Source organism: Actinoplanes subtropicus (genome assembly GCF_000721705.1).
In the GTDB taxonomy this organism is placed as follows: domain Bacteria; phylum Actinomycetota; class Actinomycetes; order Mycobacteriales; family Micromonosporaceae; genus Actinoplanes; species Actinoplanes subtropicus.
In genome coordinates this window covers 1-4,632 of the sequence record NZ_JOJL01000093.1, presented here as the reverse complement: position 1 = coordinate 4,632, position 4,632 = coordinate 1, and the positions used below count along the sequence as shown (strand labels likewise).

5 protein-coding genes are annotated in these 4,632 nt (G+C 66.9%); 2 read left to right on the top strand and 3 right to left on the bottom strand.

What is annotated here, in order from left to right:
• Window positions 1-94 precede the first annotated feature (94 nt).
• From IH26_RS0152070 to IH26_RS0152055, 3 genes are all read right to left on the bottom strand, one after another.
• On the bottom strand, window positions 95-1,195 hold the full coding sequence (locus IH26_RS0152070; RefSeq protein WP_030443741.1) for an IS630 family transposase: 1,101 nt from the start codon (window positions 1,193-1,195) through the stop codon (window positions 95-97).
• 462 nt (window positions 1,196-1,657) lie between these two features.
• Complete coding sequence (locus IH26_RS0152060; protein WP_030443740.1) at window positions 1,658-2,635, bottom strand: tyrosine-type recombinase/integrase; 978 nt, start codon at window positions 2,633-2,635, stop codon at window positions 1,658-1,660.
• Entirely contained in the window at window positions 2,625-3,125 is a 501-nt protein-coding gene (locus IH26_RS0152055; protein WP_157437906.1) for a hypothetical protein, read from the bottom strand. Before IH26_RS0152055 ends, IH26_RS0152060 begins: the two co-directional genes overlap by 11 nt.
• Before the next feature lie 287 nt (window positions 3,126-3,412).
• Here IH26_RS0152055 and IH26_RS61030 point away from each other — a divergent pair, with 287 nt between their 5' ends.
• Both IH26_RS61030 and IH26_RS0152045 read left to right on the top strand, forming a co-directional pair.
• Window positions 3,413-3,895: a hypothetical protein gene (locus IH26_RS61030; RefSeq protein ID WP_157437905.1), complete on the top strand. Its 483-nt coding sequence runs from the start codon at window positions 3,413-3,415 to the stop codon at window positions 3,893-3,895.
• A partial coding sequence (locus IH26_RS0152045; RefSeq protein ID WP_030443742.1) for a tyrosine-type recombinase/integrase occupies window positions 3,892-4,632 on the top strand: 741 nt, incomplete at its 3' end. The genes IH26_RS61030 and IH26_RS0152045, both read left to right, overlap by 4 nt.

Below are 4,632 nucleotides of genomic sequence, written 5' to 3'. Positions count from 1 at the left end.
CCGCTCGCCCGCCTCATCGGCACCTGCCCCACCTGCCAAACCCGCTTCCCGCAACAGAAACCCAGACACCGGCGAAGATCATGACAAAGCACTACTAGTGTCCCGCGCCGGGAATTCGTTGAAGATATGAGGCGAGGCGTTCGAGGATTTCGTCGGCGGTTTTGGTCCAGGTGAACGGCTTGGGGTCGGCGTTCCACTGCTCGATCCAGGAGCGGATGTCCTTCTCCAGCGCTTGGATCGATCGGTGGACGCCGCGGCGGATCTTCTGGTCGGTGAGCAGGCCGAACCAGCGCTCCACCTGGTTGAGCCAGCTGGAGTAGGTCGGGGTGAAGTGCATGTGGAAGCGGGGATGCGCGGTCAGCCACTGCCGGACGGTGGGGTGTTTGTGGGTGCCGTAGTTGTCGCAGATCAGGTGCACGTCGAGGTCGGCGGGTACTTCGCGGTCGAGCTTGGTGAGGAACTTCTTGAACTCGATCGCCCGGTGCCGGCGGTGGATCGAGCCGATCACCGTGCCGGTGGCCACGTCCAGGGCGGCGAACAGCGTGGTGATGCCGTGCCGGACGTAGTCGTGGGTGCGTCGCTCGGGCATGCCCGGCATCATCGGCAGGACCGGCGCGGACCTGTCGAGGGCTTGGATCTGCGATTTCTCGTCGACGGCCAGCACCAGGGCTTTCTCCGGCGGGTCCAGGTACAGGCCGACCACGTCGCGGACCTTGTCGATGAACTGCGGATCGTTGCTGAGTTTGAACGTGTCGACCAGGTGCGGTTGGAGCCTGAACGCCTTCCACACCCGGCCGACCGTCGATTTCGACAACCCGGACTGCTTGGCCATCGACGCCCGCGACCAGTGCGTCGCGTTCGCCGGGGTGGCTTCCAGGGTCTGGACGATCACGTCCTCGATCTGCTCGTCGGTGATCTTCCGGGGCGCGCCGGGCCGCTGTTCGTCATCAAGGCCGTCCAACCGGCGTTCAAGGAATCGCTTACGCCACTTGGTCACCGTCTGCGGCCAGATCCCCAACTGCACCGCCACGTCCTGATTCGACCGCAGACCCTCATCCTCCGCGCAGCCCAACACGATCCGACACCGTACCGCGAGGGCCTGCGACGACTTCGCCCGACGCGACCACCGCACCAGCGTTTCCCGCTCATCATCGGTCAACACCAACGGCGCCTTCGGACGTCCACGAGCAGCCATGAACAAACACTACATTAATTCATCGAATTAATGGCGCGACACACTAGTCGACAAAGGCGTGATGATGACCGCTCCGGATCCCGCTCTCATGGTCAAGTATTGCGACCAGGTCCTGCCGGACGTGCTGACCCGGGCGTGGGCGGCTTCCAGTGTCCTGTCGGTACTGTCCTATCTGGTCGCTATGTGCTCGGCAGGCCGCTGATCCCCGCGCGTGTGAAGAAGGGTTTCCAGGCGCGTTCGGGTTGCTGCGCTGGTCGGGGGATTTTCACGGATGCGCCGCGAGACTTCGCTGACGAGCTACACCGTTGATGCGGTTCTGAACCGTTTAAACCGGTGACAGCACTACAGCGCTCTTTGTTGCTTTCCGGAGGGTTTCCGTTCGACGCTTTTGGCAGTTTTTCATGCCTGGTAACCCGTTTGGGTTGCGCTGATGCGTCGGCTTGAGCACGCGTGGCCGATGGGTTAGGTGAGGAAGCCGAGTTCTTCTGGGCTGAGCGCGAGGGGGTGCGGTTCGCCGGTGAGGGCGCTCAGTGCGGTGGCGACGGCGTGGATGTCGGCTTTGATGTAGGTGGTGGTGGCGGGGCCGGTGTTGTCGGTGTGGCCGGCGTAGGCGCGGGCGATGCCGTAGCTGAAGTTGCGTTCGACCCAGGTGAGGGTGGTGTGCCGGAGCCAGTGGGTGGAGATGCCTTGGGCGGCGACCCAGGGTAGGTGTTCGCCGATGCGTTGCCAGAGGTGGTCGTAGCGGCGGCTGGTGATCGGCCGGCCGTTGCGGTAGCGCAGCAGTTGGTCGCTGGGGAGGGTGGCGCCGCGGATCTGGGCATGGTCGGCGAGGCGGCCGGCCAGGGTGCGGGTGATGGGTTGCCATCGCATCGTCTCGCCCTTTTCCCGGAGCAGGATGAGGCCGTTGTCGGTGTCGAGGTCGGCCAGGCGTAGGGCGAGGGCGCCGCCGCGGCGGCAGGCGGTTTCGGTGTGGATCCGGAGCAGGAGGCTGTCGAGGACGACGTCGTTGCCGGTGGTCCGGGCGATCTCGGTGATGGCTTGCAGTTCCCAGGGGAGCAGTGCGCGGCGGGTGCTGGGAAGTCGGCGGGGTTTGGGTACTTGGTGGGCGGGGCTGGATCCGGCGGGGATGATGCCGTCGGCCTCGGCTCGGCGGAAGAAGGCTCGGGCGGCGGTGTTGGCGTTTTCTCCGGCGTGCCGGCCGCCGCGGTAGTTGCGTTCTCGCGGTCGGGCGTGGGCGGCGCAGTCGCGTTGCAGTGCCTCGACGTCGGTGGCGCGGATGCTGTTCACTGGCTGGTCGCCCCAGAGTTCGACCATCCGCGTCCAGTAGGTGGTGTAGGTGCGTGTGCTGGCCGGTGTGGCGGCTGCGACCACTCGTGGCAGGTACTGCCGCACTGTTGGCGTGTCGTTCGCAGGTGTGGCCGCGGCGTCGTCAGGCGTCATCGGAGATGTCCGGTGGCCAGTAGTGCGCCGCGATCAGGCCGGCGACGAGGCGCTCCGGATGAACGACCAGGGTGTTCTTCGTGGGCGCGGCGACCAGGACGAATTGGCTGTCGGAGTCCATGCCGGCGAGGGCGCGGGCGGTCGCGGGGATCATCAGGTCCCCGCGGGCGCCGATCATGGCGCGGCCGGTGGGCGAGCGGCCGACGACGATCGCGTCGTCGATAACGGTGTGATCGACGCGATCGCCGGGTGACCACCCCAGAGTTCGCAGCAGGTATCGCACCGACAGCCGTCCGGACGTATCCGGGCGGGCCATGTCGAGCCGGAATGTCTGCGGATTTTCGCCCGCCGGGAGCTGCCGGGCCGGCAGCGGCGGCGGCCGCATCGGTGTGGCCGACGGTGGGCGTCTTCGTGTGGCGGGTGGGATCAACGCGCTGATCAGCTGCTCGGTGTCGCCCTCCCGAGCGTCTCGAGGCCCGAACCTGTCCATAGCTGCTATGGTCGCCGCTATTGGGAGCAAAACCGCTGGTAAACGGCAAGGTCTGACCTATCGATCGGCAGATGCCATCGACAATGACCCGGAAACCAAAAATGGTGGAATTCCACGCATAACGTGAAATTCCACCAAAAATGGTGTCCGAGGGGGGAACCCCCACGGGTAGCATCCGCTGCAATTTGGACGCCATCGTGTCAGTCCACACCCGACCACCCGCCCGCATCAGGCGTGCGCCCAGCCATCCACTGTGTGATCGATCGGCGGTGGGTGCGATGAGGAGCGTGCCGCTGCCGCCGCTGCCGCCGCTGCTGCCGCGGCTGACCAAGCAGGACCGAGAAGGCGGGAGTCGTAAGCCCCGCCGTGGCAGGGAATCGAGTCGGTCTCCGCTGTCGTTGCCGCAACTGCCGGAACTGTCTCGCCGGGACGTGGTGTTCGGGATGAGCAGTCTCGACTGCGGCGGCCGGATTACCGCCTGGACTGCTATGGGGAGCCTGCGGTGGTCGCCCGGCGACCGGATCCGGTTCAGCGTCCGCGACGGTCTGATCGTCGCGACGGTCGATTCGCTTGGACACCGAGAGCTCGGTCAGCACGGCGTCCTGCTGCTGCCGGTCGAGGTGCGCCGGGCCTGCCTGCTGGAGGCCGGAGACCGGATCCTGCTCGCCGCCCTACCCACCCAGCAGCGGCTGATCCTTCATCCGCCGGCGACCCTCGCGACGTTGACCGCAGCCTTGCATGACACGGCGACCGGCGGTGGGGCCCGATGACCGCGTCCCCGGTTCGTCCCGAGGTCCTCGAGGCCGCTCGGATGATGCTCACCCAGATGGGCATCAGCGCGACCGACCTGCTGCAAGCTGCCGGCGGAACCCGCCGGCCGGTGCCCACGTTCGCCGAGTACGTGCCGATCGTGGCCGCCGCGGTACCCCCGGGCTCGCGGCGCATGTATGACACCTACTGGAACAAGGCCGTTGCGAAGTGGGGGGATCGGCGGCTGGACGAGATCGCTCCGACCGAGATCGAAGCCCTGGCCCGCGAGACTCAAGCGAACGCGCTGCAGCGCCGCAATAGCAGGGGTGGGCGCAGCGCCACGGAGCATCTGATCTCGGCGTTGCGGTGCCTGTACAAACGGGCGGTCGCCGACGGCATCATCACCGAGGCCGCGAACCCGGCGATGAAGGTCGCCAAGCCCACCCGGTTGTCGAGCACCCGCAGCGCCCTGGCCGACGAACGGATCGCCGAACTGGTCGCGACCGCGGCGACCACGGGCAACGATCCGGAGTTGGACGCGCTGATCGTGCGGCTGCACATCGAAACCGCGTGCCGTCGCGGCGGCGCGCTCGCGCTACGGCCGATGGATCTGGACGTGGACCAATGCCTGATCCTGCTGCGGGAGAAGGGCGGCACGTTCCGGTGGCAGCCGGTCTCGCCCACGCTGATGCAGTACCTGCAACGGCACTCCCTGCAACGTCGCGTCCCCGGCGACGGGCAGTTGCTGCGGTACGCG